2 protein-coding genes and 1 pseudogene are annotated in these 1,747 nt (G+C 46.1%); 1 reads left to right on the forward strand and 2 read right to left on the reverse strand.

Translation table 11 applies throughout. From position 1 onward, the window contains the following. Positions 1-272: 272 nt before the first annotated feature. Positions 273-524 (forward strand): hypothetical protein, encoded by a 252-nt coding sequence (locus M8370_RS23255; RefSeq protein ID WP_049120190.1) that lies wholly within the window; start codon positions 273-275, stop codon positions 522-524. Between the two features lie 47 nt (positions 525-571). Here the strand turns inward: M8370_RS23255 and M8370_RS23260 are convergent. Both M8370_RS23260 and M8370_RS23265 read right to left on the reverse strand, forming a co-directional pair. After that, a pseudogene (locus tag M8370_RS23260) lies at positions 572-744 on the reverse strand (transposase); the annotation flags it as partial. A 580-nt stretch (positions 745-1,324) separates the two neighbouring features. Beyond that, on the reverse strand, positions 1,325-1,498 hold the full coding sequence (locus tag M8370_RS23265) for a hypothetical protein (protein ID WP_154816747.1): 174 nt from the start codon (positions 1,496-1,498) through the stop codon (positions 1,325-1,327). Positions 1,499-1,747: the final 249 nt, after the last annotated feature.

Genomic DNA, 1,747 nt, shown 5'->3' on the forward strand with positions numbered 1-1,747 from the left:
AAGGCCTTTGAATAAGACAAAAGGCTGCCTCATCGCTAACTTTGCAACAGTGCCCTGAAAAGTGTCAGGGACGCGTAGCTGAAGCAATTTTTGCGAACTGCGCGGAACTGGATAACGACCAGTTTATCGAGACCATCGATTGGATTAGGCTCTATAAGCGCTGAATGCCACCATCAGGTATGTAACAGTTAAGTGATATACGAAGTGTAGGGATATTTTATGACTGGAGAATTAAAATCTGAGAGACAAACCATTGTGTACGGGAGGTCGCAATGAAAAACTGGACCAGAAACTTTATTGATGACATGAAGCATATCTGGCGGGAATTCAGGCGGGATATTGCTGAAACTAATGCTAAAAAAAACCTCAATGATGATGATGTGGCTGGCGTTAGCCATTCCGTTGACTGGAATAATGTACCTGATTTAGATCCGCGAAAGGCGGTTAACAACCTCGATAACTTCTACTCACGGCAATTAAGGGGAACGGAATATCCAGGTACGCGATATCAGCACAGGAACTAAATGTTTTGCGCATGCGCAAAATGCAGCTGAGTCTGCATTTTTTTGACTAAAAGCAATGTTCGAATCTTTTTGTTACCTCGTTTGCTGATGCCCAGCAATGTTGTCCGGCCACCAGTGCTGTACTGACGGGTACCAGCACTGGTGCCGCAGTAAAATCACGACTACTACCGTACTGCTTCCCGTCACCAACCTCAGTTGAAATGGTACTGGCCGTTAGCGGGGGTTGAAGGCCAACCGGACGAGAACGCACGCGAAGTACATTTTTTGAGCGGTCAGACGAGTAAAGAAAACGAGGATTTGTTTACTCTTTTCGTTGATGCCAGTAGCCATGCGGTTTCAGGTACTTTCAGTGTTAATAAACCCGGTAATCAAATCAACGTAAACCTGACGAACAACGCCACGACTTCATAGACCTAAAATCATGCAGTTAGGTTCTTAGCGTACATTTCCGCTCCATTGGGCTTCAAACCCCGACTATGACAAACTCATGCTTCCAGTTCGTCAGACACGGCAAAGCGCCGCTAAAAGGCAACAGCCTATGCGGTAGCGTGTTCATGCAGGGGAATAGGTCGAGAGGTCTTGAAGTATGCGCCTAACTGCGGCTACACTGAGATCACTGATTTGGTGACGTTGTTCCCCTAGAACACGCTACCTGGCTAATCAGTCCTGAGAAAACTGGTTAGCCCGTCAAAGCCCGCGCCTGAGAACGCGGGTTTTTTCGTTTAGGGAAAGAAGATACGCTGCACATCCCCGCCACGTCAATCAACCATCACGATCAGGCTATGATGCTAATGTCGAGCTTAACGCCCAACCAGAAGAATGCCAGCCACTAAAAAGACGAAAAAAGCGCAATATAGACTGATGGCAGGCTTAGTTTCATGCTCCCCAGCAACAACAGTGACTAGCGAGACTAAGCTGACAAACAACAGCAAAAAGCCAATTGCAGTGTTATGGGCATATACAAAATCCATCATAATATTCCTTTTTCAAATAAGAGCTGTGTTTGAGGTTAAAAGCCAAAGCAGGTTAGCAACAAAATCCGTAATCGGCACGCCATAAAATCAGGTAAGCGTTAAGTGAGCGCCGTATTGACGGTTATTTATCGGTGGGGGTTGAAGGCCAACCGGACGAGAACGTACGCGAAGTACATTTTTTGAGCGGTCAGACGAGTAAAGAAAACGAGGATTTTGTTTACTCTTTTCGTTGATGCCAGTAGCCATGCG

The organism is Enterobacter cloacae complex sp. OE43NF (assembly GCF_023544405.1).
Taxonomy (GTDB): domain Bacteria; phylum Pseudomonadota; class Gammaproteobacteria; order Enterobacterales; family Enterobacteriaceae; genus Enterobacter; species Enterobacter cloacae.

Excerpts from the sequence above, each read along its gene's own strand:
- M8370_RS23255 (WP_049120190.1), top strand. The coding sequence starts at position 273 with ATGAAAAACTGGACCAGAAACTTTATTGATGACATGAAGCATATCTGG.
- M8370_RS23265 (WP_154816747.1), bottom strand. The coding sequence starts at position 1,498 with ATGATGGATTTTGTATATGCCCATAACACTGCAATTGGCTTTTTGCTG.